28 protein-coding genes are annotated in these 24,485 nt (G+C 64.8%); 13 read left to right on the top strand and 15 right to left on the bottom strand.

Annotation, left to right across the window (positions count from 1 at the left end; all coding sequences use genetic code 11):
• Positions 1-34 precede the first annotated feature (34 nt).
• The 5 genes from MFF07_RS12135 to MFF07_RS12155 form a co-directional block, all read right to left on the bottom strand.
• Positions 35-328 (bottom strand): hypothetical protein, encoded by a 294-nt coding sequence (locus tag MFF07_RS12135; RefSeq protein ID WP_147818418.1) that lies wholly within the window; start codon positions 326-328, stop codon positions 35-37.
• Between the two features lie 71 nt (positions 329-399).
• Entirely contained in the window at positions 400-888 is a 489-nt protein-coding gene (locus tag MFF07_RS12140) for a DUF2165 family protein (protein ID WP_238232040.1), read from the bottom strand.
• Positions 889-896: 8 nt separating this feature from the next.
• Positions 897-1,208, bottom strand: a complete 312-nt coding sequence (locus tag MFF07_RS12145; protein ID WP_147818420.1) for a hypothetical protein — start codon at positions 1,206-1,208, stop codon at positions 897-899.
• Between the two features lie 74 nt (positions 1,209-1,282).
• Entirely contained in the window at positions 1,283-1,573 is a 291-nt protein-coding gene (locus MFF07_RS12150; RefSeq protein WP_147818421.1) for a hypothetical protein, read from the bottom strand.
• Positions 1,574-1,586: 13 nt separating this feature from the next.
• Positions 1,587-1,793, bottom strand: a complete 207-nt coding sequence (locus MFF07_RS12155) for a hypothetical protein (protein WP_147818436.1) — start codon at positions 1,791-1,793, stop codon at positions 1,587-1,589.
• Between the two features lie 237 nt (positions 1,794-2,030).
• Here MFF07_RS12155 and MFF07_RS12160 point away from each other — a divergent pair, with 237 nt between their 5' ends.
• Complete coding sequence (locus MFF07_RS12160; protein WP_147818422.1) at positions 2,031-2,282, top strand: hypothetical protein; 252 nt, start codon at positions 2,031-2,033, stop codon at positions 2,280-2,282.
• Here the strand turns inward: MFF07_RS12160 and MFF07_RS12165 are convergent.
• Together MFF07_RS12165 and MFF07_RS12170 are read right to left on the bottom strand one after the other, a co-directional pair.
• Positions 2,279-2,839: a GDSL-type esterase/lipase family protein gene (locus tag MFF07_RS12165; protein ID WP_238232042.1), complete on the bottom strand. Its 561-nt coding sequence runs from the start codon at positions 2,837-2,839 to the stop codon at positions 2,279-2,281. The two genes, MFF07_RS12160 and MFF07_RS12165, sit on opposite strands and share 4 nt — an antisense overlap.
• 92 nt (positions 2,840-2,931) lie before the next feature.
• Complete coding sequence (locus tag MFF07_RS12170; RefSeq protein WP_147818423.1) at positions 2,932-3,441, bottom strand: hypothetical protein; 510 nt, start codon at positions 3,439-3,441, stop codon at positions 2,932-2,934.
• A gap of 185 nt (positions 3,442-3,626) precedes the next feature.
• Between MFF07_RS12170 and argC the strand changes: the two genes are divergently transcribed.
• From argC to MFF07_RS12185, 3 genes are all read left to right on the top strand, one after another.
• Complete coding sequence (gene argC / locus MFF07_RS12175; RefSeq protein WP_373322328.1) at positions 3,627-4,553, top strand: N-acetyl-gamma-glutamyl-phosphate reductase; 927 nt, start codon at positions 3,627-3,629, stop codon at positions 4,551-4,553.
• A gap of 133 nt (positions 4,554-4,686) precedes the next feature.
• Entirely contained in the window at positions 4,687-5,052 is a 366-nt protein-coding gene (locus MFF07_RS12180) for a hypothetical protein (RefSeq protein WP_147818425.1), read from the top strand.
• A gap of 87 nt (positions 5,053-5,139) precedes the next feature.
• Positions 5,140-5,631: a Ros/MucR family transcriptional regulator gene (locus MFF07_RS12185; RefSeq protein ID WP_147818426.1), complete on the top strand. Its 492-nt coding sequence runs from the start codon at positions 5,140-5,142 to the stop codon at positions 5,629-5,631.
• A gap of 28 nt (positions 5,632-5,659) precedes the next feature.
• Here MFF07_RS12185 and MFF07_RS12190 read toward each other — a convergent pair whose 3' ends face one another.
• Positions 5,660-6,667: an NUDIX hydrolase gene (locus MFF07_RS12190; RefSeq protein WP_147818427.1), complete on the bottom strand. Its 1,008-nt coding sequence runs from the start codon at positions 6,665-6,667 to the stop codon at positions 5,660-5,662.
• Between the two features lie 478 nt (positions 6,668-7,145).
• Here MFF07_RS12190 and MFF07_RS12195 point away from each other — a divergent pair, with 478 nt between their 5' ends.
• Positions 7,146-7,610, top strand: coding sequence for a GIY-YIG nuclease family protein (locus MFF07_RS12195; protein ID WP_147818428.1), 465 nt, complete (start codon positions 7,146-7,148; stop codon positions 7,608-7,610).
• Positions 7,611-7,823: 213 nt separating this feature from the next.
• On the opposite strand, the gene MFF07_RS12200 is transcribed toward MFF07_RS12195, so the two are convergent.
• Both MFF07_RS12200 and MFF07_RS12205 read right to left on the bottom strand, forming a co-directional pair.
• On the bottom strand, positions 7,824-8,510 hold the full coding sequence (locus MFF07_RS12200; RefSeq protein ID WP_147818429.1) for a hypothetical protein: 687 nt from the start codon (positions 8,508-8,510) through the stop codon (positions 7,824-7,826).
• Between the two features lie 8 nt (positions 8,511-8,518).
• Positions 8,519-9,994 carry a hypothetical protein gene (locus MFF07_RS12205; protein ID WP_238232045.1) on the bottom strand — a complete coding sequence of 492 codons (1,476 nt, stop codon included), beginning with the start codon at positions 9,992-9,994 and terminating at the stop codon, positions 8,519-8,521.
• A gap of 568 nt (positions 9,995-10,562) precedes the next feature.
• Between MFF07_RS12205 and thiE the strand changes: the two genes are divergently transcribed.
• The 5 genes from thiE to MFF07_RS12230 all read left to right on the top strand — a co-directional run bounded on the left by thiE (position 10,563) and on the right by MFF07_RS12230 (position 14,720).
• Positions 10,563-11,243 carry a thiamine phosphate synthase gene (gene thiE, locus MFF07_RS12210; RefSeq protein ID WP_238232047.1) on the top strand — a complete coding sequence of 227 codons (681 nt, stop codon included), beginning with the start codon at positions 10,563-10,565 and terminating at the stop codon, positions 11,241-11,243.
• Between the two features lie 124 nt (positions 11,244-11,367).
• Complete coding sequence (thiD, locus tag MFF07_RS12215) at positions 11,368-12,177, top strand: bifunctional hydroxymethylpyrimidine kinase/phosphomethylpyrimidine kinase (protein WP_147818431.1); 810 nt, start codon at positions 11,368-11,370, stop codon at positions 12,175-12,177.
• 96 nt (positions 12,178-12,273) lie between these two features.
• Positions 12,274-12,897 carry a helix-turn-helix domain-containing protein gene (locus MFF07_RS12220; RefSeq protein ID WP_147818439.1) on the top strand — a complete coding sequence of 208 codons (624 nt, stop codon included), beginning with the start codon at positions 12,274-12,276 and terminating at the stop codon, positions 12,895-12,897.
• 228 nt (positions 12,898-13,125) lie between these two features.
• A complete protein-coding gene (locus MFF07_RS12225) occupies positions 13,126-14,379 on the top strand; it encodes an acyltransferase family protein (protein WP_147818432.1) in 1,254 nt (417 codons plus the stop codon).
• A 116-nt stretch (positions 14,380-14,495) separates the two neighbouring features.
• The gene (locus MFF07_RS12230) at positions 14,496-14,720 is read left to right on the top strand and encodes a hypothetical protein (RefSeq protein WP_147818433.1); all 225 of its coding nucleotides are present in this window, start codon (positions 14,496-14,498) and stop codon (positions 14,718-14,720) included.
• 30 nt (positions 14,721-14,750) lie between these two features.
• Here the strand turns inward: MFF07_RS12230 and MFF07_RS12235 are convergent, their stop codons facing one another.
• The 5 genes from MFF07_RS12235 to MFF07_RS12255 form a co-directional block, all read right to left on the bottom strand.
• Positions 14,751-15,383, bottom strand: a complete 633-nt coding sequence (locus MFF07_RS12235; RefSeq protein ID WP_238232119.1) for an ABC-type transport auxiliary lipoprotein family protein — start codon at positions 15,381-15,383, stop codon at positions 14,751-14,753.
• Between the two features lie 112 nt (positions 15,384-15,495).
• Positions 15,496-16,578 (bottom strand): MlaD family protein, encoded by a 1,083-nt coding sequence (locus MFF07_RS12240; protein ID WP_147821684.1) that lies wholly within the window; start codon positions 16,576-16,578, stop codon positions 15,496-15,498.
• Between the two features lie 61 nt (positions 16,579-16,639).
• Positions 16,640-17,374 carry an ABC transporter ATP-binding protein gene (locus MFF07_RS12245; RefSeq protein WP_238232121.1) on the bottom strand — a complete coding sequence of 245 codons (735 nt, stop codon included), beginning with the start codon at positions 17,372-17,374 and terminating at the stop codon, positions 16,640-16,642.
• A 176-nt stretch (positions 17,375-17,550) separates the two neighbouring features.
• Complete coding sequence (locus MFF07_RS12250; protein WP_238232049.1) at positions 17,551-18,693, bottom strand: ABC transporter permease; 1,143 nt, start codon at positions 18,691-18,693, stop codon at positions 17,551-17,553.
• Positions 18,694-18,840: 147 nt separating this feature from the next.
• Entirely contained in the window at positions 18,841-20,298 is a 1,458-nt protein-coding gene (locus MFF07_RS12255) for an MFS transporter (protein WP_373322329.1), read from the bottom strand.
• 375 nt (positions 20,299-20,673) lie between these two features.
• Between MFF07_RS12255 and MFF07_RS12260 the strand changes: the two genes are divergently transcribed.
• The 3 genes from MFF07_RS12260 to MFF07_RS12270 all read left to right on the top strand — a co-directional run bounded on the left by MFF07_RS12260 (position 20,674) and on the right by MFF07_RS12270 (position 24,172).
• The gene (locus MFF07_RS12260; protein ID WP_238232050.1) at positions 20,674-21,801 is read left to right on the top strand and encodes an ABC-three component system protein; all 1,128 of its coding nucleotides are present in this window, start codon (positions 20,674-20,676) and stop codon (positions 21,799-21,801) included.
• Entirely contained in the window at positions 21,789-22,304 is a 516-nt protein-coding gene (locus MFF07_RS12265; protein WP_306424637.1) for an ABC-three component system middle component 2, read from the top strand. The genes MFF07_RS12260 and MFF07_RS12265 overlap by 13 nt, the downstream gene beginning before the upstream one ends.
• A gap of 155 nt (positions 22,305-22,459) precedes the next feature.
• Positions 22,460-24,172: a hypothetical protein gene (locus tag MFF07_RS12270; protein WP_238232054.1), complete on the top strand. Its 1,713-nt coding sequence runs from the start codon at positions 22,460-22,462 to the stop codon at positions 24,170-24,172.
• Positions 24,173-24,485 lie beyond the last annotated feature (313 nt).

Raw genomic sequence — 24,485 nt, forward strand, 5'->3', positions numbered from 1 at the left:
TGATCGACGCTGTGAGCTTGGCCAACTGCCCGACTTAGGTGTCGGTGAACGTCTGCCGATCACCCTTGCTCAGGACCGCGAGCAGATAGACCGGCGCTTCGATGCCGACATAGGCGGTCAGGACGCGGTAGCCGCCGCTCTTCCCCTTCCCCTTGCCGGCGACGCGAAGCTTGCGGATGCCGCCCGAGCCCACGATGAGTTCGCCTGCCTCCGGATCGGCCGCCAGCCTGAGCTTCAGCATGGTGCGTGTCGTGCCTGGCATTCGCTCGGCATCGGCATCCCTGATGAAGTCCGATGTCTCGGCGACGGTGTGGAGAGCCGGGAGCATACCGCTCCATAAGCCAACGACGCAGATATGTCACTGGCTTACCCTTTTGGCCGATTAGCAAGAAGCCGCGTTCACGCCTCCCCCTCAGGCAGTGCCACGTAGATCAGCACACCGAGCAGGATCAGCACGAACCGGAACGCGTCCTCCTGGCCGTTCCAGGTCTTCGACATCCACATGCCGAACCACTCGCCGCCGATGCCCATGAAGCCGGTCTGAAACAGCAGAAACCCGAGGGTGAGCCCGACGACGGCCCAGGCTTTCGCCGCGGCGAAATGCGGGGCGGGGCCACGGAGAGCGAAAAGCATCCGCGCCGCGCCGATCCAGCAGAGCCCGGCGATGCAGGCCTCGCCCGCGACGATCAGCACGAAGGCGGCCTGCTGCAGGCCCGGATCGGTGATCGCCCGGCCGCGGATCGCCGAGCCCGGCTCGACCGTGTCCATCGACAGCACGTGCCGCACGAAGTCGAGATTGCCCGCCGGATCGATGAGGTTGCCATAGGCGACGAGCGAGCAAGTCAGCGCGATCGCGGCTACGAGCAGGGTCTTCGAGATCCGCAGCACGGCCGGCGTCAGTTCGTGCCGCCCTGGGACGGCGCCGCCATCAGTTCGATCTTCTCGATCGCCTCCTTGAGGGAGCGGATGCCCTCGGCGGTGGTGCGCAGATGGGCCACGACGAGGCGGCGGCTGTCGCCGGCATCGCTCTCGGAAATGTCCTGGACGAAGGTTTCGAGGACCAGGGAAAACACCCCGCCGCGCATGCCGAAGACGGGGGCCACGTCGAAGAACAGCACCGGCGCGTTCGCCCCGCCTTCCGCCGCCACGAGCTTGTCGGGGCTGAGCAGGCGCGGTGCCTGCGTGTCGTCGTCGGTTGCCTTCGCCATGGCGATCTCCCACGCTGCCGATCGCGCAGGAGATTAGCGGGTCTCCGCCCGGAGGCCACGCCCAATGTCGGGCATCAGGCCGTGCCGTCCTCCTTCGCGTCCGCGACGAGCTGCGCCAGGCCGGAATCGACCTCGGCGCCGAGCATGGCGCGTTCGGCCGGCGTGAGGTCCTTCGACCAGTTCGGGCCGGCGAAGCCCTCCGCGCAGCGTGCCCGCTCGGAGGCGATGTAGGCCTCGGTCTCGGCCGGCTGCGTGCGCATGGCGTGCTGGAACCCGAACCAGGCCGCGCGCTCGACCACGGCGAGGCGGGCGCGCAGGCGGATCATCACCGCCCGCTCGGGGCTGACGGCGTCGTTGTCGCTCATGGGAGGCTCCGCATCAGTGGCGCTGCTCGCACCGGGTCTTCACGTAGGTGTTCGCGTCGGCGGCCCGGCCCGAACCCGCCGCGACGGTCGGCCCCTGGATCAGGCATTCCTGAAGGGAATGGGCCTGGGCGGTGACGATGTCGAGGGCCGTCTCCCGGTTGCAATCGGGCGCCGCCACCGTGTTCGCGCAGACGAGGGCGACGACGAGGATCGTGTTCATCATGGTCTCGAATCCGCGATGGCAATGCGACCCCGGCGGCAGCATGTCCGGCAAACGAACCGTCGCGGACGGCAAAAGGCTCCGCCGCGGCGAGCGGTCATAGCAGCGCGGGGCAGGGGGGCGCCGGGCCGGCTCGAACCAGCCGCTCGAGGTGCGCGCGACACACCCGCCCCAAAATCGCCTCAACTCGGGGATGTCTTCGCGGGCTCACGCCTTGGTTGATGCAAGGAGGCAACAATGTCGTTCGACGTCGTCTTTACCCGCTCTGCGCAGAGCGTGGCCGCAGACCATGGTGATCTTCCGACCCTGGAAGAGCGCGCGCGCGACGAAATTGCGGATCTTCCCGGCGAAGGCCTCGAAGAACTCGAAAAACACTTCTTCCATGCTTTCGCACTGGAGGACGGCACGGAGTTCATCTGCTCGCTGACCGCCGACGGCGCGGTCCGCGTCGACGCCTGCGCCAACGAGGATGTCTCCGAGGCGGCCTAAGGGCGGGCGGAAGGACCTAGCCTTCTGCCAGCCTTCGCCGGCGGCTTGAGGGCTTCCAACACCTGCGGCGCCAGATCCTCCGCGATGCGGGCATGGCCCTCCCGCGTGATGTGGATGCCGTCCCACTGGTAGCTCTCGCGGGGAAAGGCCGGGTCGTAGACGATCGCCCGGATGCCGCGCTCCGCGAGCCGCGCCAGCATCGCCTCGATGTTGGCGGACCGTCGCTCCCGCGTTCCGAAGAACCTGAGGTCGTTGGCCCCGGGTTGGAGCACCACGAGCTGCGTTCCCTCCGGCACGGCGGCGTCTAGCCGGCCGAGCATCCCCGACGTCGTGTCGAAGGGCCGGCCGGCATTGACCACCTGCACGTCGAGCCCACGCTCCCGCAGCAGGGCCTCGAGCCGGGCCGGATAGGCCGCGGCCTCGCCGACGCCCCAGCCGGAGGTGTTGCTCGCCCCGACCGCGACGACGGTGAGGGCCGCGGCCTGCGCCGATCCAGCCGCGCCCGTCAGCGCCAGGGCCGAGAGAAGAGCCTTCAGCGTCGTACGCGCTCGGTTCAAAGGTTCGCCCCAATCGTCGCAGGCGGGATCACGCCCCGCCCTTCGTCCGACGCCCTGTTACGCCGCGCCACGCCCGATCGAAACCTCCGACGTCACGCCCCGAGCGCCCGCTCCAGCTCGCCCTTGCTCATGCTGGAGCGGCCCTTGATGTCCTTCGCCTTGGCGCGCTTCAGGAGCTCCGCCTTGGTCGGGCCGTCGCCACGGGCCGAACGGCGGGCCGAGGCCGCCTTGCGGGCGACGTCCTTTGGCTGGGCCGAGTGCTGCTTACCCTTGGCGCCGTCCGCCCGCTTCTTGGCGGTGGAGCGGGCATATTCGTCATCGGAGAGTTTTTCGCGCGCCGCCTCGGGCAGGTAGCGCTCGCCGGTCTCGCCGCTCTCGCGGCCCGACTTCGTGTCCCACTTCTCCTCGGTCCATTGCTTGAGGTGGTTGTCCTTCGCCTTGGCGCCGGCGTAGCCGCCGCCCTTCTTCTTGTATTCGGCCGTCGCCATCTGGGCCTTGCGGGCCGACCACTGGCCGGGCTTGCCGCCCTTGTCGGAGGCGGTGACCTCGTCCTTCACTTTGTCCCAGAGCTTCGGGTCGGTCTTCTTCGCGGTGGCTGCCATCGGGTGTCTCCGAACGCTTTTTTCGGAGGGTCAACCGAAGGGCCGCGGGGGCGTTCCGGGGCAAGTCGCCACGTCCACAGCCGACGCGTCACGGTCCCGTCATGCCCGCTGCGTCATTGACTCGCAGCGGCCGGGATTCCACGTGCTCGCCGAGGGTGACGATGTCCGAGACGAGCGCTTCCACGATGCCAAAGGTCTTCATCGACGGCGAGGCCGGCACCACCGGGCTCGGCATCCGCGAGCGCCTGGAGCGCGAGGGCCGGGTCGACCTCGTCAGCATCCCGCACGAGAGCCGCAAGGATCCGGCGGTGAAGCGCGCCCTGCTGGCCGATGTCGACTGCGTCGTGCTGTGCCTGCCGGACGACGCCGCGCGCGACACCGTCGCCATGGCCGACGCCCTGCCCGGCGGCGGCCCCAAAATCCTCGACGCCAGCACCGCGCACCGGGTCGCGCCCGGCTGGGCCTACGGCTTTCCGGAGATGGACCGGGCGCAGGGGGATGCGATCCGCGCCGCGCGCCGCGTGGCCAACCCCGGCTGCTACCCGACCGGGGCCATCGCCCTGCTGCGGCCGCTGATCGCGGCCGGGCTGATCCCGGCCGACCATCCCGTCAGCATCAACGCGGTCAGCGGCTATAGCGGCGGCGGGCGCACGATGATCGAGAGCTACGAGCGCGGGGAGGGGGAGCCGTTCCTGCTCTACGGGCTCGGGCTCGGTCACAAGCATCTGCCGGAGACGCAGGTCTATAGCGGCCTGACGCGGCGGCCGATCTTCATCCCCTCGGTCGGAGCTTTCCGGCAGGGCATGCTGGTGAGCATCCCGCTCCACCTCGACACCCTGCCCGGACGCCCCTCCGCCACCGATCTCGAGGCGGCGCTGACCGCGCATTACGACGGCGCCGGCCTCGTCGACGTGGTGACCGGGGCGGCCGAGGGCGCGCACCGCGAGCGCATCGAGCCCGAGGCCCTCAACGACAGCGACCGGCTCGAGTTGCGCGTGTTCGGCTCGGGGGAGCAGCCCCAGGCCGTGCTCGTCGCCCGGCTCGACAATCTCGGCAAAGGCGCCTCGGGCGCCGCCGTGCAGAACATCGGGCTGATGCTCGGCCTCGCCTGAGGCCAGTGTTTCCCCGGGGGGACGACAAGTCTTCCCCCGTTATCGCCGCGCAAAGACGGGGGCGGACCGGCCGTTTCGGCTGGCCGCCGTGTAGCCCCCGAGATCGGTCGGGATCATCACCGATCGGCCGAAGATGACGGCCGTCGAGATCCGCCGTCTCAGCAAGAACTGCGTAGAATCCACAGGATATCCTCCGCCGTCGCCGGCCGGCCGCCCCGGCCTGCCGCGCCGTGCGCCTCACCCCTCGCCCGGCCGGCGGGACGGCGCGCGCAAATGCACGCGACCGGGCAGCCCAATTCTGCTCAAGATCTTGCAAGACCGTAGCTTTTCGACGGATTGCGGCATTGCCGCGCTTGTAATCAACGGTTCGTTCAACATAACCCCGCCGCCGATCCAATCGCTTGCCGACACTTGGTTTTTAGGCGCGGCCGCCGGTACCAGTTGTGCAAAATCGAATTTTGCGAGCATTCGCCGCCAGGTTTCTCATTCGAGTGCTTGATTTTACAGTTTGGAGATCTTGCCCCTCGCCGAAGCCGGGCATACCGTTCGGTCGATCTTTTCAAGCGACACCGATGGCAGGTCAGACATGAGTGAACCAAGCGCCGAAACGGCCAGACTCGTCACCCTCACCGCCGACATCGTCTCTGCGTATGTGAGCAACAACCATGTACAGAGCGCCGACCTCGCCAAGCTCCTGGGCGACGTCCACGTGGCGATCTGCGGCGTCTCCGCCGCCGTACCTGCCGCCGACGCCGCGCCGGCCAAGGCGACCAGCCAGGAGGTGAAGCGCTCGGTCTCGCACGAATACCTGATCAGCTTCGAGGACGGGAAACCCTACAAGACCCTGCGCCGGCACCTGACCCTGCGCGGGCTCTCCCCGGAGCAGTACCGCGCGAAATGGGGCCTCAACCCCGATTATCCGATGACCTCGGCGAGCTATTCCGAGCAGCGCTCGGAACTGGCCCGCGCCCTCGGCCTCGGCCAGCAGCGCCGCAAGGCGGTCCCCGATCCGGTGGTGGAATCCGCTCCCGTCGAGGAGGCCCCGGCCAAGAAGACCCGCGCGCCGCGGAAGAAGTGAGGACGCCCGGGGCCGCCGGTCCCGGGTCTCAGGCCGGACGCCGCGACGGCGTCAGCCGCACGCCCGGGGCCGGGCGCTCCAGCAGCACCTCGCGGCGGAAGCGCACGAGCCGGGCCGGGCGGCCGGCCGCGCCGCTGGTGACGCCGTCGGTCTCCTCCACCAGCCCCTGCTGCGCCACGAGCCGGCGAAAATTCTGCTTGTGCAGGCGGGTGCCCGAGAGCGCCTCGACGGTCTTCTGCAGCTGCAGCAGCGTGAAGGCCGGCGGCATCAGCTCGAACACCACGGGGCGATACTTGATCTTGCCGCGCAGCCGCCCGATCGCGGTGGCGAGTACGCGGCGGTGGTCCAGCGCCATGGGCTGGCCGGTCGTGGCGATGCCGGAGGCGGCCGCCGTGCCGGCCTGGCCCTGCGCCTCCGGGATCAGGCCGGCCTCGAACAGTAGCTCGTAGCGCTCCAGCACCCGCTCCTCGTTCCAGGTGCCGCCGAAATTCAGGCCGACGCGGTCCTCGCGCTGCCGCCGCAGCTTGGCGTCCGCCGCTTGCGCGATCCAGGCGGCGAGGCGCGGCTCGATCGCGCCGAGCGCGGCCGGCCGCCCCTCGCGAAAATCCTCCCAGGGCAGGAAGCGGTACCAGTTGCGCCAGGTGGGGGCGGCATTCGGCTCGGCATCGGGCGCCGCGCCGCCCGCCGCCCGGGCTTCCCGCACCAGGGCGAGATAGGCGACCGAGAGCAGATGCACGGCCTCGGGACCGGCCGCCTTCCGGTCGCGATCGCCGAAGGTGTAGAGCTGCTCGACATAGCCGAGGCGCTGCTGGGTCTGGCGCTCGACCCAGGCGCGCAGGCCGCGCTCCAGGGTGGCGTGCTCCGGCACGAGAGGGCCCGCCGGCAGCCCCGTCCCCCGGCCCTCGGCCTGGCCCGCGACCTGAACGGTGAGCGCCCGCGGCTCCCCGCCGGTCGCAGCTATGATGACCGCGACGAGCCCGACCGAGGACGCGCTGGAAACCGTGCGCGGATCCGCGCTCGTGATCGCGCCCGTCATGCGGCCGAAGGGCTCCTGTCGCGGTGGCGAGCGCACGGAATCGCCCTCGTCCTGGAATCGCTTTGGACGGCCTCCAAAACGTTCCGCTGCTAGTGCGGCAGCACGGCCTCCATCGTCAACGGCGGGCGGCGTTTCATGGGGTTCACCCGCCACGCTCGCGCCGTCTGGAGCGCTTTCCGAGCGAGTGGGTGCCGGCCGGTCGAAAGAGACAGCGCGTCATGACAACGGTCTGGTGGTAAGAATCTGACTCTTGGTACCCGCTCCGACCGTCCGAGTTGGGTTGATTTTCGCCCGTCTGCTTCTGGGAAGCAGAATCAAAAAACCAGACGTTCGTTTGGCTTCTGACAGACGACCACTTTGCGGGGTCCCACGATATGTCCGCCTGTTGACTAAGGGAAAGCTTGCTCGACAGATGTTCATTATTTGTTCTAAAATGCATGTTTAGCGACCGTCGCATTTCACGTCGTAGGAAAGATTGATGTTCGAGGCAGTCGGCTCCATCATGCCAGTCTGGCGGCTTCACCGTGTTGATCCGGGTTTCGTCTACGTGATTGAGAACCACGGTCTCTACAAGATTGGGAAAACGTGCAAGTCTGCAGCTAGGCTTAAAGCAGCCAAAACCTGGCTTCCAGACATGAAACTGATCGGGCTCAAACCATTTTGGGGCTTGGCGCACCACGAGCGCATGCTTCACACCGGGTTCGCTCAGTATTGGTATGCGCTCGAATGGTTCGACTTCCAAGAGGACGACGCGGCGCGTGAAATTCTGCTTTCTGGCTTTGCCGCGTTCAGTGACGATAATCCGGACTGTAATTCAGTCAATTTCATATACTGGTTCAATGGTGACGGGATGGCAGAAATTGTCATGGCCCAGAACGAAATGAGATTGAGCCTCTCTCGCTTCAGGAAACAGGAATCCCGAAGCCAAAAAATAGAATCATAACGTTCATCGAGAGCTTCGCCAAAGATAAATAATCGGTAATAGCCTGGGGACAGACAAGTTGTTCTATATGGTCTGACGGTTGTTCGCAATTGCTGATGCGGGTTCGTCAGCTTATATCAGGGTGTCTGGCCGTCTGCGGTTTCGTAAAAGTTGCAGGCAGCTCCTAAACAACTAGATAAACAAGGCGCGGTGGTTGGCTGACGGAAGCGGATGTTATGTTTCGAGCAGATCGACCTTGCCTATGGACGTGAGCGCCCCGCGGAACCAAGAGCGGTAATCAGTGGATGCTTCGCCAATCTCCTCATTGAGATCAATCTCGGTCACCGCGAAATCGTTGGGGATCGAAAAGCGCAGTTCCCGGCGGAGCAAACAGGACACAACATAGTCATAGCTTAAGTTGTGATCTTCGTGATGTTCGATGGCGTAGATACCAAATCGGCAGGCGATTAGAGGATCGAGGATTGTGTAGATAAATTCCAGCGATAGTGCGCTGAGGTCGCACACATCCGGCGGGCAGAAGTGTTGGATCGCGTTGCGTGCTTGGCGTAGGCGCTCGTAGCACTCAGGATTGGGAATTCTCAGGCCTGTGGTCGCCCACAGAACCTGTGGCAGCTTCTCAAAGTCGTGCGTCCGGCCACGTGCCAACAACCGCTGGATGTCAAGCTCGTCTGCGTTTTTGTCATCTAGGGTCACAATATCCTTGAATATTAGCAGCGGATGCTCTGTGGCGATGATGGCTTTGAGGAACAGCTCTCCGGCGTGGGCCGTATTGAGCACCGACATCAATGGCCAGTGCTCGCTTCCGGGGTCCATGAAGACAGCGTGTTGGTTGGCCTGCGTGAGGGCCGCTCTCGCTAGACCGAGGATACGTTCTGGGATGCTCCGGAGCTCTTCGTTCATGAGCTCGCCTAGGCGTTGAGGCAGACGACGATGAGCCGCGATGCTTGGTCCCAGAGGGCCGTTAAATGACTGGGCGAAGGCGCAAATTCGGGCGAATGTACATGGCGGTTCATCGTGTCGATCGAGAATAGGCCGTCGGCGTTGTCGAGCTTGCGGATCAGGCTAGCGTACTTCCCGTCGATCTTCTTCTTGGCTTCAAGATCGGCGCCGACCTTTTTGACCTTATTCTTCAGCAGGTCGTTCGAATGGACGGCGGTGAGGTTGGTGCGGGTGATATAGTTGTCGATCGACAACTCGAACAGGACTCTGAAAAGCACCGCGATCGCGTTGGGGTGGTCGTGCAGCTGCAACTTGAACTGCAATTCCTCCCAGATCTGGCGATGACGCTGGACGTGGGCCTGCCAGACCACTGCATGGTTGACTTGAGGAATTAGGGTTGTGCGCTTGCTCGGCTTCGGAGCCGGCGGTTGCGGGGCGAACGGAGCTGCGGTGGGGCCGCCCGGACCGGGGCGTGGTACAACATTTGGATCTGAACCGGGATTGGGATTTGGTGGGATGCTGGAGCCGGCGCCCGGAGAGGGGAGCGGCGGCAAGGGCAATACGCCCTCGGCCTCTAGACGGTCGAGATAGGCGACCTTGCCTTCGTTATCCCAGAGATCACCGAGGACCACCTTACGGGTGGCTAGGTCCTCCGCCACACGCCGGAAGATCGGAAGGACCAGGCTTTCGTTGTGGGTGAGTTGTAGCTTACCGCGCGTAACGCTTATTCCAACGCGATTGCGCAGGCCTTCGGAGGCCAAGAGCCGATTGGCCGTCGACCACGGTATTTTTCTTGCCGGCAGCGCGCCCGCAGCTTGAAGCCGCTTTTCGATGTCGTCCGCGACGTTGACCCCGCCGCCCTTGCCCGACCGCTCGACAAATGTCGCCGTCATCCGGTCTGTCCAGGGATTTCGCCCGACGCCGCCGCGCGTGCCCGTGTGTCGGCGCAGCAGAATGTCGTCAATGCGCTCGCGATCGGGCTCGATCTGACATTCCAGCCTCGTAGGGAAGGTGCCGCTCCAACTCTCCTTTAAGCCTTTGAAAAAGGCCTGAAGTTCCACACTCGGCGCGCGCTTCGGCCGGGCGATGAGCTTGAGGCAGGTGACGCGCCGGTTACCATCGAAGACGATGTATGCGTCGCTATTCAGCCAAACCAATGGCGGCTCGTAAACCTCGCCGGTCTCCGCGAGGTCCTTCGCCAATGCGCGCATGGCCTTTTCGTGATTGGTGAACAACCAACCGATGGCTGCTGTTTCATTCTCAAGTTCGCCGTGGCGATCGTTGGCACTGTTCACAGTGAGCGCGTCGAGCGCCAATTTCTTATACGTCATTCGATCCCCCGATCGTTTGACCGTAGCAGTCAGAGTCGAGCCCGCATATCTGCGATGCTCGGCTTTGTTGTGGTTCGGCCAAAATCCACCTTCAGCGAGGCTGACAGCATTCATGCTGACAGTTCTTCCGTTCGAGCTGACCATTCAGGGCTTGTAGTGGTGAGCGCCAAGCGCGCCAGCGCTAACCCAGCTCACTTCCTTCGACGCCCTGCGAGCAGGTTTGTAGATGTTGGTGCGGCGCAGGGTTGCTGGATTCAGGTCCAAGCGCAGGTCATGAACCCAGCATTCCGAACGACCGCTAGAGGCCAACCTCGTCTGCTTGACCGCTGACCTCAGCAGACTGCCCAGAAGCAGAAGTTCTCAACGTCGGCTAGGGGGCACATTTCGATCACTCGACGCGATTGCGTCCGCGTTCGCATCATGTCGCCGCCACGCGAGCCCACGCATCTCGCCGCCGACCGCGCGGATTGCCATATGATCGGATCATCGACGAACCGATCCGCTGCGCGTAATCAGAACCCGCCTGGGACGGCGTGGGACGGGCGGGACGCACGTCCCACGCGGCCGCTCCCGGCGGATGCGGACTGAAAGAGCGAACGGAACACCTCATGAAAATCGTCAGGCCCGCCGGGGTTCGGCGGGGTCGCGCGTGATCGGCGGCCCGATCGGGACGCGTCCGGGCGTGTCGCGCCCGGTCGACCTGCGCCTCTACGGCCTCCTCGACGTCGGCGTGCTCGGGGGCGACGGCGCGCGGCTCGCGGACCTCGCCGCGCAGGCGGTGGCCGGCGGCTGCACGCTGCTGCAATACCGCGACAAGCGTCTGGACGATGCGCGCGCCGCGCTGGCGCGCATCCGCGCGATCCACGCGGCGGTCGCGGGCCGGGTGCCGCTGCTCGTCAACGACCGGGTCGACCTGGCGCTCGCGGCCGGCGCCGAGGGCGTGCATCTCGGCCAGGGCGACCTGCATCCGGAGGAGGCGCGGCGGCTGCTCGGGCCGCGGGCCATCGTCGGGCTCACGGTGAAGACCGGGACGCAGGCCGACGAGCTCTACCGGCTGCCGGTGGACTATGCCTGCATCGGCGGCGTCTTTGCCACGACGAGCAAGGACAACCCGGATGCGCCGGTCGGGCTCGACGGGCTGCAGCGCCTCGTGTTTCGCGCCCGCCTCGCGCGCGGCGCCGGCCTGCCGCTCGGCGCCATCGCCGGGATCGATGCCGGCAACGTGGCCAAGGTGATCGCCGCCGGGGCCGACGGCGTGGCGCTGATCTCGGCGTTGTTCAAGGGGAGCTCCACCGAGACATCCGCCCGCGACTTGCGCGCGCGCATCGATGCGGCGCTCAATGCGCGCGGGACCAAGAGCTGATACCAACGGCCGAAAGTTTCGATACTGTCGGACGTTGGCAAGCGCGAATGCGCGTCGCCGCTCATGCGGCGGACGGTCCTGACGGCGTCGGCCGTCAGGACCGCTGGTTATAGAGGAAATGCCGATGGCCACCCCGATCGCGCTCACCATCGCCGGCTCGGATTCGAGCGGGGGCGCCGGCATCCAGGGCGATCTCAAGACCTTCGCGGCGCTTCGCGTCTACGGCGCCAGCGTGATCACGGCGCTGACCGCGCAGAACACCCGCGGGGTGCAGGGCATCCACGACGTGCCGCCGGACTTCGTCACCGCGCAGCTCGACTCGGTGTTTTCGGATCTCGACGTCAGGGCGATCAAGATCGGCATGCTCTCGCAGCCGGCCACGATCCGCGCCGTGGCCGAGGGCCTGCGCCGCTATGCCGGCGACCTGCCGGTGGTGCTCGATCCGGTGATGGTCGCCACCAGCGGCGACCGGCTGATCTCGGAGGAGGCGGTGGCGGCCTTGCGCGACGAGCTGATGCCGCTCGCGACGCTCATCACCCCGAACCTGCCGGAAGCCGCCGCGCTGCTGGGCGAAAGCGCGGCGACGACCGAGAACGAGGCCGTCGCCCAGGCGCGGAAGATCCTGGCCGTCGGGGCGCGCGCCGTGCTGATCAAGGGCGGCCATGCCGAGGGCAACGAGAGCGTCGACCACCTCGTCGTCTCCGACGGCACGCTGCGCCGCTTCGCCGCCCCGCGGATCGTCTCCACCAACAGCCACGGCACCGGCTGCACCCTCTCGGCCGCGGTCGCCGCGGGCCTCGCCGGAAAACTCGAACTCGCCGACGCGGTGGCCCGCGCCAAGACCTACGTCACCGCCGCAATCCGCGGAGCCGACAGCGTCTCGGTCGGGCAGGGGCACGGCCCGGTCCACCACTTCCACGCCCTCTGGCGATAGGGCAGGATTCGCTCCCGCCAGGTTGCGCCCGCCCAGCGTTTGCTTTTGATGGACATGCTCGTGCGGATGACCGGTGAGTTGCGGCGGACGGAGACCATGCAGGACACGGCGACGAGCCTCGACAAGGGGCGCGCGAGGGATCTCGGCGCGCAGGTGCTGTCGGGGCAGCTCGGCAAGACCATCCAGCGGCTGCGCAAGGCCTATAATCTCTCGCTCTCGGAACTCGCCGAGCAATCGGGAGTGGCGAAGTCGATCATCAGCCAGATCGAGCGCAACGAGACCAACCCGACACTGGCCACGATCTGGCGCCTGTCCCAGGCCCTCGACGTTTCGATCGAGCGGGTGCTGGCCACCTCCGACGAGGAGCCCTTCATCGAGAAGACCTCGCGGGCGGACACGCCGATCCTGGTCTCCGAGGACGGCAAGGTCCGGCTCGCCATCATCGGCTGGATCAAGACCGTCGAGTGGCTGCAATGGTACGACGTCACCGCCGATTCCGGCGGCGTGCTCGATTCCGATCCGCACCAGCGCGGTTCGGTGGAATCGCTCTCGGTGATCGAGGGCGCCTTCGAGGTCGACGTCTCGGGTGAGACACTGCGGGCGCGGGCCGGCGAGACCCTGCGCTACCGCTGCGACCGCCCGCATGCCGTGCGCTGCGTCGGGGCCGCGCCCGGCCGCGCCACCATGGTAGTGATCATGAAGGCGGCGGTGATGGAGTAATACCAGACGGCGATGAAGGTCGCTCATCGTCGTCTGCCTGCGCGACGGCGGCCGTCCGCCGAACGCATCGATCCCGATCGTCGGCCCAGATCGATGCACATTGGGATACGGCCAGCGTAAACCCTAATCCGAGTCCGGCCGGAACGAAGCCGAATCTTGCGGTCGTTCCGCACGGTTCCTGCGACGGCCCCGTCCTCTCCCGGCATCTGTGCCGAAGCAGGACAGGTCATGGACCACGCCCTTCCCCTCGGCTGCAGCCGGCGGAGCCCGCAGGCTCCGGTGCGGGCCGCGGACGTGCGGGCCGAACCACTGCACGCGCTCACCGCTTTGCGCTTCGTCGCGGCCGCCTACGTGCTGCTCTTCCACTTCGACGCCTTCTACTTTCACGACTACCGGAAGATCGACGCCATCCTGATGGGCTATTCCGGGGTGACGTTCTTCTTCCTGCTCTCCGGCTTCGTCCTGGCCCACAGCTACGCGCAGGTCGATCTCGGCGACCGCCGGGTGTTGTCCCGGTTCTGGCGCGCCCGGATCGCCCGGATCGTTCCGGTCTACCTCGTCTCCCTCGCGATCAGCCTGCCCTTCTTGCTGAGCTGGGCGGCGAAATCGGCCGAACCGCTGCGGGAGCTGCTGCTGTCGGGGATCGTGCTCGCGCCGCTCGGCCTCCATGCCTGGGTGCCGGGGGCGGCCTGCTCGCTGAACTGTCCGACCTGGTCGATCTCGACGGAGCTGTTCTTCTACGTCCTGTTCCCGCTGCTGTTGCCGGTCGTGCTGCGCCGGCCCCTGGCCGCGACCCTCGCCACCCTCGCGCTCTGGTGCGGGACGGCGGCGGCGGCGATGGCGGTCTGGCTCGCCTACGGCGAGGGCGGCTCGCTGATCGACCCGGCCGGCACCGGCCCGGTCCTCGCCGCGCAGTTCGTCAAGTTCTTTCCCCTGCTGCGCCTGCCGGAATTCATCGCCGGGCTCCTGCTCTACGTGCTCTGGCAGAGGGTCACGATCCCCATATTCTGGCTCGTCGCGGCCATGGCCGTCGCGATGGCGCTGCTGAGCCTGCTGCTGCCGCTCCTGCCCGAGCCGATTGCCCATAACGGACTCACCGTCCTGTTCTGGGCACCCCTCGTCCTGCTTGGCGCCGCGATCCGGCGCGGCCCGCTGGTCTCGCGTCCCTTCGTGGTGCTCGGCCGGATCTCGTTCGAGGTCTACCTGCTGCATACGCCGGTCTACGCGGCCATCAACGGGCTCGACAGGGTGATCCTCGGCGGGGCCGGCGCCGCGGACTGGCCCTGGCTCACGGCCACGACGGCGACGCTCGCCACGCTGGCGCTCTCGGCCGTCGTCCACCTGTACTATTCGGACCCGCTGCGCCGTGCGATCCTGAAGGGCAGGGTGGCGCCATCCGCACCGCCGGCCCGCACCCGGGACGACCGGCCTTCGTTGTATGATATGATACGTTTTGGTACCGTACGGAACCGCCTGCCCTGAAACGGGCCGGCGGCGGCAGCGAGCCCCCTTGGAGCCTCCTTTGGAGCCGTGCCCGATGCCGTTGCTACTTCGGCGGAGCGCGCTGTAGCGCTCCTGCCCCGAGCCTGACGGGATCCATGCCGCGCGACGTTCCCCGCTCCGAGTCCGACGACCCTCGCCGCTGGATTCCCGGCTACCGGGCCATCGTGTTCGACCGCGAAGGGCAGGGCGCCACCATGGTCGAGATCGACGCCTCGGACGACGACGAGGCGCTGACCCGCGCCAGGATCATCGCGGGCGCTCTCGCCTTCGAACTCTGGGACGCGCTCTGCATGATCTGCCGGCACGAGCCGGCTACGTGATAGGCGTCGATTGAGAGCCCCGACGGAAAACTACCGCCCCGAATTCACCCAGCGCACCACGTCACCGAGTACCTGACCCAGCGCCGCGTCGAGGCCGGCTGCAGCGCTCGCCGCGTCGACAGCGGGGACGGGGACACGGGCCGAGAACACCCGGGCGTTGACCACCTTGCCGGTGCCTTCCGCGACGATCTTGGCGGAGATGTCGACCACCGCCTCGCGGGAGCCGGCGGCGATGTCGAATTCACGGATCTCGCTGACGAGCTGGTAGTCCGAGACCACCTTGTCGCCCGGGCGCGTGACCGACCGCAGGCGGCCGGAATTCTCAAGACTCTGGATGATGCGCGTCTGGATCAGGCGCGGCAGCCGGTCGGACCATTGCCCGCCGCCGACGAAGGAGAGGGAGCCGTTCGGCTCGCGCACCAGGATGCGGTCGGCCTCCAGCGGCTGCAGGCCGATGGGTTCGGCGACGACGATGGCGCGGGTGGCGCCGCCCGGACGCGCGTTGCCCGGCAAGGCCGCGAGGTCGAAGGTCAGCGGCGTGGCGCCGCCGCCGCAGCCGGCGAGGCCCGAGCTCAGCACCGCCGCCAGGGCGAGGCCGGCAGGCCGGAACCGCGCGGAGACGCGCCGGGTCGCGGCTGTGCCGGAAGTCGAGGCCGTCGTCATCAGCGCGAACACGTCGTGTCTCCGGGCCGGGAGGCGGCCCACCGGGGTCAAACTACGGCAAAGCTCTTCCGGTGCCCGTGCGGCGCGGCACATTCGTCCGCTACGGTTGTGTTCAGCGTCCACCGTTGTATTCCGGCAACGACGGCTTTCCGCCGAAGATCACCTGCGACGGGTCGCGCTCCAGACTCTTGGCGGCACGGCTGAGGGTGTTCAGCGTGCGCTGGCCGTCGCTCGCCAGCGCCTCGACCTCGCGGCGGCTCGACCCGCTGAGACGGCTCACGCTCGTCGAGATGGTGGCGGTGCGCTTGTCGAGGTTTTCCGAGAGCAGGCGGAAGGCCTTGCCGGCGTCGCGGACCGAGATCGCGGCCTCGCGGATCTCTGCGAAGGTGGACGAGCCCTGCTGGCCCGAGGCCGAGCCGAGGAAGCCCTGGGCCCCGGCGAGCACGGCGTCGATCTTGTCGGCCGAGGCGTTGAGCTTGGCCATCATCGTGCGGGCGTCGCCGAGGCCGGCCTCGATGTTCGGGCTCGAATTCGCCATCGCCGTGGAGAAGCGGTCGACGTTGTCGATCACCCGGTTGAGTTTCTGGCCGTCGATCGCCTGGACGAGCGCGCCGATGGCCGGGCCGGCATCGGCAAGCGTCTTCGAGAAGGTCTCCACGTTGGCGAGCGTGCGGTTGATGGCGCCCTCGTTGCCGGCGATCACCTTGTCGAGACGTTGCAGCATGTCGTCGGCCCGCTGTGCGATCTGGCGGGCGGCAGCCATCATGTCCTGGATGTCGGAGGAATCTGCGAAGATGGTCGGCATCGTGTCGTTGGCGCCGGCCTTGAGCGGCGGCGCGTCGGCGCTGCCGCCGGACAGCGAGATCTGCGAGACGCCGGTGAGCATCGCCGAGTCGAGCCGGGCGCGGGTGTCGGCGCGCAGCGGCGTCGTCGGCAGCACTTCAACGGTGGCGACGACCCGGCGCGGGTCCTGCGGCAGCAGGTGCACGTCCGTGGCCTCGCCCACCTTGATGCCGTTGAACGACACGGTCGAGCCCTTGGCGAGTCCGCCGACGCTGCCGGAAAAAACGATGCGGATCGCTTGGGCCGTATCGCTGCGGGAGCCGCCATGCAGCCAGAATGCGAAGCCGAAGCCGGCGAGCACGACGGCAATCGTGAAGGCGCCGATCAGGGCGTAGTTGGCACGGGTCTCCATCGGTCAGGCCTTTTCACGATGGGCGGCGAATGTGGCGTGCGCGTCGGCACGCAGGGTGCGCTCACGCATGGACCGCATTCCGGTTCTGCTTGGCGGGGTTCGGCACGATCGCCCGGGCACGCTTGCCGTGGAAGTAAGAGCGCAGCCAGGGGTGGTCACTCGCGAGCATCGCCTCGATCGGGCCCTCGGCGATGATCTTGCCGTCGCCCAAGGCCGCGATCCGGTCGCAGGCGGTGTAGAGGCTGTCGAGATCGTGCGTGACCATGAAGACCGTGAGCCCGAGCGTCTGCTTGAGCGTGGCGACGAGCTCGTCGAACTCGCCGGCGCCGATCGGATCGAGGCCGGAGGTCGGCTCGTCGAGGAACAGGATCTCGGGATCTAGCGCCAGGGAGCGGGCCAAAGCCGCGCGCTTGATCATGCCGCCGGAGAGTTCGGAGGGCAGCTTGTCGGCGGCGTCGGGCTTGAGGCCGACCATCTCGATCTTGAGCCGGGCGAACTCGTCGAGCAGGCGCTCGGACAGGTCGAGATGCTCGCGCATCGGCATCTGGATGTTCTGCTTGACGGTGAGGCCGGAGAACAGCGCGCCCTGCTGGAACAGCACGCCCCAGCGCTTCTCGAGCTCGCGGCGGCGCGCCAGCGTCAGCCCGTCGACGTTCTCGCCGAAGATCTCGATGGTGCCGGAGCGCTTGGTGACGAGGCCGAGGATGGTGCGGGTGAGCACCGACTTGCCCTGCCCCGAGGGACCGACGAACCCCAGAATCTCACCGCGATAAATGTCGAGGTCGAGCCCCTTCATCACGTCGCGCGCGCCGAATCCCACCACGAGATCGCGCACGCGGATGATGGCGTCCCGGCCCGGTTGGCGAGGAGAAGACGTCACGATGTGTCCCGATTCCGGCGAGGCGCCCCGCAGGGCGGCCTCGGGTGAAGCTGCGATGCCGTTGGGTTCGGCGTTCAAGGCGCTGATTTCGCTCAGAATTCGACCGCGGCGAAGAACACCGCGAACAATCCATCAAGCACGATGACCATGAAGATAGACTTGACGACTGAGGCGGTGACGTGGCGTCCGAGCGACTCGGCCGAGCCCTCCACGGCGAAGCCCTCGATCGTCGCGATGATGCCGATGGTGAGCGCCATGAACGGCGCCTTGAGGAGGCCGACCCAGAGATGGTGCTCGGACACCGCCGCCTGCAGCCGCGAGAGAAAGCCGTCGACGGTCAGGCCGCCATAGATCAGCGCGGTGACGCCGCCGCCGGCCAGTGCCGCGAGGTTGGCGAGGAAGGCGAGGATCGGCAGGCCGATCATCAGGGCTAAGATACGGGGAACGATCAGGATTTCGATCGGGTCGAGGCCCATGACCCGCAGCGCGTCGACCTCCTCGCGCATGCGCATCGAGCCGATCTCGGCGGTGAAGGCCGAGCCGGAGCGGCCGGCCACCATGATCGAGGTGAGCAGCACGCCGAGCTCGCGCAGCACCAGGATGCCGATGAGGTTCACGACGAAGCTCTGCGCCCCGAAGCGCTGCAACTGGATGATGCCCTGCTGCGCGACGATGCCGCCGACGAGGAACGAGATCAGCGCGATGATCGGCACACCGCGGAAGGCGATGGCCTCGAGCTGGTTGACCAGCGCGGTGAAGCGGAAGCTCGAGGGCCGCGCCGCCACCCGGCCGATCGCGGCGATGACCTCGCCGAGGAAGGACAGGCCGGCGAGGATCTCGCGGCCTGTGGAAACGACGTTGCGGCCCACCGCATCGAGGGCGCCGAAGACGCGGCCGACGCGCTCCTTCGCCGGCGGATCGGCCGGGCGGAGCGCCACCTCGCCGAGCAGAATCCTGTGTTCCGCCCGTGGGTTGGCATAGGCGAGGCGGCCGCCTGCGGCCTCGATCTCGGCGCGGGTGCGCTCCAGCACCCAGGCGCCGAGCGTGTCGAGCCGGGTGATGCCGGCGAGGTCGATCAGGACCGCCTGCGCTGCGCCGTGCGCGAGGATCGCGGCGGCGCTGCGCTCGACGCCGGGGCCCTGGTCGGCGGTCCAGCGGCCGCGCAGGGCCACGCGCTCGCCGGCGATGTCGGCGCCGGCCGCGTCGGGGTTGGCTGTGCCGGCTTCGATCAGCACGAAAAACACTCCGATTCGGTCCCGCGGGACGCGGATGAGCGCCCATCTGAGGGCATCATGGTGACCAAAGCGTGTCTTGCCCGATGCCGGCCCTGGCATATGCCGCGGATAGACCCGGCGCATGCCGGGATGCGCTCCCGGCCAATGCTACGGGGCCAAGGCCCGTGCCGACGAACGCCGCGCCTGCAGGCCGAGCCCGACGAGGCCGAGGCCGGCCAGGGCGATCGGCGCCATCAGGGCGAAGGTCGTCGCCGGCCCGGCGCTGCGATAGACGATGCCGCAGCCCAGGGTGGCGATGGCCGAGCAGAGCGCCGTCGCCGAGCTGAGCGTGCCCTGTGCCCGGCCGCGGGCGCCGTCCGGGGCGAGGGCCGACACCGCGTTCATCGCCCCGAAATGCGTGGCGCCGAAGCTGAAGGCGTGGAGCATCTGCAGGGCCGCGAGGGCGGGCAGGCCATCGCCGGCGAGGGCCATGCCGAGGGCGCGCAGCACCGCCGCGACCCCGCCGAGCGCCAGCAGCCGGAACGGCGAGCGCCAGGCCGCCGGCAGCTTTCCGATCACCGCGAACAGCACAATCTCCGCGGCGACGCCGATGGCCCAGAGCGCGCCGATCCAGGCCCCCGGCACCCCCGCCGTGCTCCAGGCGATGGCGCCGAAGGCGTAGAGCGCCGCGTGGCTCGCCTGGATCAGCGCCGCCGCGGCGATGGCCAGCCACAGCACCCGGGGCAGGCGCGGGCGCGCCGTGGGGTGGAACGCCTTTTCCACGTGTTCCACCTCGTTCCAGCTGAAAAAGGCGACGGCCGAGGCGATCAGCGCCAGCCCGGTGAGCAGGAGGGGCACCGCGAAGGCTTCGCCGAGCCACCCGAGCAGCGCGCCCCCGGCGAGGTTCGCCCCCAGGAACCCGATCGAGCCGGCCATGCGGATCCGCGGATAGTCCAATCTCGGGGGTTTTTCGGCGCGCCTCACGCTTGAGCGAAGCGGCTCCGAAGCCGCTCGCCGTCCCCCACCCGCCACCTCACCCCGAGGTGCCCGCGCCGGCGGGCCTCGAAGGGTTTTCCAGACGTCACGGAGCGAACGGGAGGACCCTTCGAGGCCTCCGCCGCGCTCCGGCATCTCGGGGTGAGGTTTTGGGGGGGAGAGAGGGGCGGAGAGGCCGTCGCCGGACCGCCCCCGCGCCGATCCGGCCTCGGCCTGGGCGGAGCGCCGCACCGCCGCGAGCGTCAGGTAGTCGATGCTCGGCACCAGCGGCGCCGCGGCGACCGCGTTGATCGCGATGAGCCCCGCGAGCAGGCCCCAGCCGACGGCGGCGGCGGCCGGCATCAGCGCGTAGGTCGCGGCGAGAACCAGACTGCCCACGAGCAGGAGCGTGCGCGCGGAAAACCCCCGGTCGATCAGCCCCATCAGCGGCGCGGTGGCGACGATGCGGATCGCGATCGGCAGCGCCAAGAGCCCGCCGATCAGCCCGGCATCGAGATGCAGCGCGTTCAGCCAGACCGGCATGAACGGCATCGCGATGCCGATCTCGACGAAGACCACGGTGTAGAGCAGCGCGAGCCGGAGGGCGTTCGGCGCGTCGCTCGGGCTGGGTGGGGGCGGGGCAGGGGGCACGGCGGGGCCGGGGCGGCGGGAGGGCGCCGGACGTGTGCACGTGGGGGGTGGGTTTGGCTATGGCTATGTTGGGGCCATATCGAGGATGCTCCGTTGGCCGCAGGCTATCCGTAGTATATTGACTGGCGAAACACTTGTAAAAGCAGCAATGTTGATGAATATGAGCGCGCCCACGCACCAACGCGAGGAGCGGGCCGATTCAAAATCAAGCTGGAAACGCTTTTTGATCGGTCCTAGTCCATTGCACTAGCAGCCCAGCCCGCGCTAAATAGGACTGCCTACGTTGCTCCTTGTCATTCGGTAGCGTATTGGGCACAAGTCCAGTGAGGCGGTCACCATTGATCTAAAAATATCGCCGAAGGGTTGGGGGACCCCGTGCCGAAATCTGCCGTAGACGACAAGCCTAGTGCTCCTGAAGCCTTTCCATCTCCAACTCCTTGGCCCGGCGCCAACGCTCGCTTGCTTGGGTTGGGAATTGGGTTGCCCGTTAGTGAGCTTGATCGCCTAGCTCAATTCAGCGCAGCAGAATTCGAGCGATTTACGCTGGAGTGGGTCTCCGATTATCTTGCGATAAAGGTTCCAGAGATCGTCGAGGTCCAGCAACGTGGCGGCGCTGGCGACAAAGGGCGCGATGTCCTCGCGTGGCTCGATCAGACAAAAGTTCTGAGGCGGCGGTGGAGGCTATACCAGTGCAAACACTATGGTGCAGCCCTAGGCGCTGGAATCGCAGCAGCCGAAATCGGGAAAGTGATTTTCTATACGCATCGAGGCGACTATACCGTACCGGAGCAGTATGTTTTTGTGACCCATAAGGGGGTTACGTCGCCGTTTCAAGATTTGATTGATGCGCCAGAAAAGCTCCGTAGTTTTATAATTACTAATTGGGACAAGCATTGTCGCGATGAAATTCGGAAGCAACCAGTAGATCTTAGTGTCGAATTAAAAGAGTATATTAATAATTTTGACTTTAGTATTTTTAGAGCGAAACAGCCTCTCGAATTGCTAAAGGAGCACGCTCAAACACGCTATCACCTAACTGTATTTGGGGCACCGCTCATTGACCGCGCGGTCCCCCCATCGCCACCTTCGGAGGTCACGCCCGGCGAGACTGGATACGTAACGCAGTTGTTTGCGGTAATCGGCGAACAGATGGGCGCGCCCGTTTTGTCACACAAAGAGTTTAGCCATATTGATAAATATCGGAAACTATTTGATCGATCTAGAATAACTTTCTACTCTACAGAAGGACTAAAAGAACTTGCTCGCGACCAAATGGCAGATGTAAGATTTTTCGAGACTTTGCTCGATGAGTTTGGGAATAGCTTATATCACTGGTATAGTGACATAGCTGCGTCGGGTTATCAACGTCTTCTTAATACTGTGAAAGGCTCGCAGTCGATTCAGTTAGGCAGCCACGCTTTGGCGCCGCATGTACTCGCAAATGATCGCGAGGGCATGTGCCATCAGATGGCTAATGAAGGCCTTGTCCAATGGTGCGAGTAGCAGCTAAGGGCCGCCCCCGCTATGATCGACCGTTCAATTCACCTCTAGAGTGCGGGCTACGGCTTCTTTTTGTGTTGGCAGCGGCGGATGGCCATAGATGCGATCTGCAACGTCTAATTTCTTATGATTATTTGATAGTACATTCTGGTGATGTTCTGGGAGGACCCAAAAGTTTACATCCAGCTGTTCCGTATCGCAGCAGTGAGCTGCTAGTTAAGCGCGATTTAATTCAGACTGGCCTCAATCAAATGTTTTCTCGAGAACTTTTATCTAAAAACTTTGATAAGTTTGGAATAACTTATAACTCTACAAATTTAACTGTTGCTTTTCTGGGACTTTTAAATACCGCTTACGCAGAATTACTGCGAGAACGCGCAGGTTGGCTTATATCAAAATTTCAAAATTTAGACGATCTGTTGTTGGAGCGTTATATGGCTGAAAACATCGGGCGGTGGGGCGCAGAGTTCGAGCGCATAACGGCCATAAGTGGTTTGGAGCTTTAGGCATGTTGCAGCTTCGTTGCATTTTATTACGAGGCCTGAATGTTGAGGATGCAATAGTGCAATTCCTCCCATCTGGGAATATTGTCGCTGGAGAGTCCGATACAGGCAAAAGTTATCTTTTACACTGAATCGACTATATATTTGGCGCCGACGAATTGCGCAAGCGTATCCCTCAGGCTGAGCCATATTCTCAGCTTTTTGTTGAATTTGAAAATACCGCAGGCGCTTTTCTCACTTTAATGCGACATCTCTCTGGTGGAGATCTCGCTGCCCATAACTGCAGGATTAAGGACATTATTGGCGAGGGCGATAAAATTGTGTTTCGTCGCCATGGAACGAGTACTGCTATCGATGTAACTTCGGTAATTTTTTCTTTTGCTGGAATCCCTGAGGCAACTCTTCGCGCCAACAAAGATGGAAAGACACAGCGTCTTTCCATCAGAAATTTTATGCCGACCATCGTCGTCGATGAAGTTTCTGTAATCGAAGAACAGTCGCCAGTTTTGGGACGTCCTAGCTACGACAACACGGCGCGAGAGCGAATGTTCGCGTTCATGCTTTCCGGCAAAGACGATAGGGGCGTGGTTGCAGCCGAGCGGCGCGACATAGCTACGGCGCGGCTGAATGCGCAGTTAGATGTGATCATTGATCTTCTGACCCCACTTGAGCAGCGACTGGATCAAGTTGTTGCAGAAAGCCCAGACGAGACGATTGAGCGCGTTGATGCAAGTATTGCCTCCGTAGCTGAATCTTTATCACAGTTTGAGGACGAGCGAGAAGGGCTTATGAACGAGCGGCAGGCAGCAACGGAAAATATGCAGCGTGCCGAGTCTCAATTGATTGCAATCGAGGAGCTTCTTAGTCGTTATCGGCTTCTGGATGAAAGATACAGTTCCGATCTCGGGCGATTAGATTTTATATCAGAGGGCGCTCATTACTTTGATGGACTTCAGGAAATTAAGTGCGCACTGTGCGATCAATTGATGACGCCTGAGCATGCTCATGTAGCGGCAGGAAGTAGTGAAACCATCTACGCATCCGCACGAGCTGAGGCTTCAAAAATTCTCGCACAACGCCTTGACCTCGAAAATGCAGTAGCAAGCCTGATAAGCCGCCGAGTTGCTCAGAACGAGGAAAAGCTATCAACGCAAAAAAATATACTTCGAGCTAATACGCGTTTGAACAGTATTATTCAGCCTGCAATTCAAACGAACGTAGAACGCTTGCAATCACTTCTAGATCGACGGATTTACTTGGAAGCAACCCGAAGTGATCGAGAGCAGCTTGAAGGCCTACGCGCAAAGAAAGACGAAATCGAGCGTGCTGCTGAATCTCGGCGCCCTGCAAAACGCGAGTGGGAAGCATTGCCCGGGAAAGCACTGCGAGCGTTCTGTAACGAAGTAGAGTTTGTTTTGAGAGAATGGAAATGGAGCGGCACGGGTCGCGTCGAATTTGATTCGAAAAAATATGATATTATCGTAGATGGACAGGCACGCCAATCGCACGGAAAGGGCGTTCGTGCTGTTCTATATTCAGCATTTATAATTGGATTGCTTCGTTATTGCTCTAATAACAATCTACCTCATATAGGATTTGCTATAATAGACTCTCCTCTGACTAGCTATAAGAAGAAGGGCGTTCAGATTAAAGGAGCAGATGGCCCTATCGACTTGGGTGTTGAGGCCGCTTTCTGGGAATCCCTCAAGCGGGTCTCCGCAGGAATTCAGATTATCATTGTGGAGAATAAGGAACCGCCGGCTGATGTTGCGGCGGCAGTTCAATATGAGTGGTTCGCGGGAGATACAGCGTCGCCAGGCGACCGGGTTGCCTTCATTCCAGTGCCCGGTCCTGCTGGACCATTCATTTGACCGCTTGACTTAATACTCGTTTCTTTTGAGGCGTTGAGCGTTATCAGCTGGGTGCTGAACGTACTCCGTCTTGAAACCCACCTTGACACCACCCACTTCGTCAGCCCGCCGCCGTCGCGACGGCGTCGCATTCCGTCCGCCCCCCAGCCCCGTCATGCCCGGCGACTCTCCCAGTCGATCGTCCATGCCGTCTCCGGCTGACGGGGCCTGATCCGCGCGGATCGGCTCACCCCGGCCAACCGCGAAATACGATCTCCCGGCCGTGCCGGCGGCCGACGGCCGGAGGCGTCGAAGCGCATGGCCGCTGCTCCGG

Origin of the sequence: Methylobacterium thuringiense (genome assembly GCF_022179645.1) — a bacterium.
GTDB lineage: Bacteria > Pseudomonadota > Alphaproteobacteria > Rhizobiales > Beijerinckiaceae > Methylobacterium > Methylobacterium thuringiense.

What these genes read in the sequence shown, in the direction of transcription:
- MFF07_RS12135 (WP_147818418.1), bottom strand. Translation starts at nt 328, where the DNA reads ATGCTCCCGGCTCTCCACACCGTCGCCGAGACATCGGACTTCATCAGG.
- MFF07_RS12145 (WP_147818420.1), bottom strand. Translation starts at nt 1,208, where the DNA reads ATGGCGAAGGCAACCGACGACGACACGCAGGCACCGCGCCTGCTCAGC.
- MFF07_RS12150 (WP_147818421.1), bottom strand. Translation starts at nt 1,573, where the DNA reads ATGAGCGACAACGACGCCGTCAGCCCCGAGCGGGCGGTGATGATCCGC.
- MFF07_RS12155 (WP_147818436.1), bottom strand. Translation starts at nt 1,793, where the DNA reads ATGAACACGATCCTCGTCGTCGCCCTCGTCTGCGCGAACACGGTGGCG.
- MFF07_RS12160 (WP_147818422.1), top strand. Translation starts at nt 2,031, where the DNA reads ATGTCGTTCGACGTCGTCTTTACCCGCTCTGCGCAGAGCGTGGCCGCA.
- MFF07_RS12170 (WP_147818423.1), bottom strand. Translation starts at nt 3,441, where the DNA reads ATGGCAGCCACCGCGAAGAAGACCGACCCGAAGCTCTGGGACAAAGTG.
- argC (WP_373322328.1), top strand. Translation starts at nt 3,627, where the DNA reads ATGCCAAAGGTCTTCATCGACGGCGAGGCCGGCACCACCGGGCTCGGC.
- MFF07_RS12180 (WP_147818425.1), top strand. Translation starts at nt 4,687, where the DNA reads ATGACGGCCGTCGAGATCCGCCGTCTCAGCAAGAACTGCGTAGAATCC.
- MFF07_RS12185 (WP_147818426.1), top strand. Translation starts at nt 5,140, where the DNA reads ATGAGTGAACCAAGCGCCGAAACGGCCAGACTCGTCACCCTCACCGCC.
- MFF07_RS12190 (WP_147818427.1), bottom strand. Translation starts at nt 6,667, where the DNA reads ATGACGGGCGCGATCACGAGCGCGGATCCGCGCACGGTTTCCAGCGCG.
- MFF07_RS12195 (WP_147818428.1), top strand. Translation starts at nt 7,146, where the DNA reads ATGTTCGAGGCAGTCGGCTCCATCATGCCAGTCTGGCGGCTTCACCGT.
- MFF07_RS12200 (WP_147818429.1), bottom strand. Translation starts at nt 8,510, where the DNA reads ATGAACGAAGAGCTCCGGAGCATCCCAGAACGTATCCTCGGTCTAGCG.
- MFF07_RS12205 (WP_238232045.1), bottom strand. Translation starts at nt 9,994, where the DNA reads ATGAATGCTGTCAGCCTCGCTGAAGGTGGATTTTGGCCGAACCACAAC.
- thiD (WP_147818431.1), top strand. Translation starts at nt 11,368, where the DNA reads ATGGCCACCCCGATCGCGCTCACCATCGCCGGCTCGGATTCGAGCGGG.
- MFF07_RS12220 (WP_147818439.1), top strand. Translation starts at nt 12,274, where the DNA reads ATGCAGGACACGGCGACGAGCCTCGACAAGGGGCGCGCGAGGGATCTC.
- MFF07_RS12225 (WP_147818432.1), top strand. Translation starts at nt 13,126, where the DNA reads ATGGACCACGCCCTTCCCCTCGGCTGCAGCCGGCGGAGCCCGCAGGCT.
- MFF07_RS12230 (WP_147818433.1), top strand. Translation starts at nt 14,496, where the DNA reads ATGCCGCGCGACGTTCCCCGCTCCGAGTCCGACGACCCTCGCCGCTGG.
- MFF07_RS12235 (WP_238232119.1), bottom strand. Translation starts at nt 15,383, where the DNA reads ATGACGACGGCCTCGACTTCCGGCACAGCCGCGACCCGGCGCGTCTCC.
- MFF07_RS12240 (WP_147821684.1), bottom strand. Translation starts at nt 16,578, where the DNA reads ATGGAGACCCGTGCCAACTACGCCCTGATCGGCGCCTTCACGATTGCC.
- MFF07_RS12245 (WP_238232121.1), bottom strand. Translation starts at nt 17,374, where the DNA reads ATGAAGGGGCTCGACCTCGACATTTATCGCGGTGAGATTCTGGGGTTC.
- MFF07_RS12265 (WP_306424637.1), top strand. Translation starts at nt 21,789, where the DNA reads ATGGTGCGAGTAGCAGCTAAGGGCCGCCCCCGCTATGATCGACCGTTC.